1 protein-coding gene is annotated in these 518 nt (G+C 62.7%); it reads right to left on the minus strand.

Features of this window, described 5'->3' with window-relative positions:
- On the minus strand, window positions 1-518 hold a 518-nt coding region (locus tag AC1DU6_RS35830), incomplete at both ends, for a class I adenylate-forming enzyme family protein (protein ID WP_477863408.1).

Genomic DNA, 518 nt, shown 5'->3' on the forward strand with positions numbered 1-518 from the left:
CGGCCCTGGCTTGCGGCGCCGCCGCTGCATTCTCCCAGAACGGCCGCCGCAGCTCACGCTTCAGCACCTTGCCGGCGCCCGACAACGGAAACGGTTCGCTGCGCACGTCCACGCTGCGCGGGCACTTGTAGCCGGCGATCTTCTCCTTGCAGAAGGCGATGATCTCGGCGGCATTGACACTCGCACCGGGCTTCGGAATGACGAAGGCATGCACGGTCTCGCCCCATTGCGGGTCGGGAATGCCGATCACGGCGCATTGCGCCACGGCCGGATGTTGAGCGACCACATTCTCCACTTCGGTGGAGTAAACGTTTTCACCGCCTGAGATGATCATGTCCTTCATCCGGTCGACGAGATAGATATAGCCTTCGTCGTCCATGTAGCCGCCGTCGCCTGTGTGCATCCAGCCGTCGATCACGGCTTTCGCGGTCTCTTCCGGCCGTTCCCAATAGCCCATCATCACGTTCTGGCCGCGCACGGCGACTTCGCCAACTTCACCGTTTGGCTCAGGCTTGCGA

The organism is Roseateles sp. P5_B10, assembly GCF_056400485.1.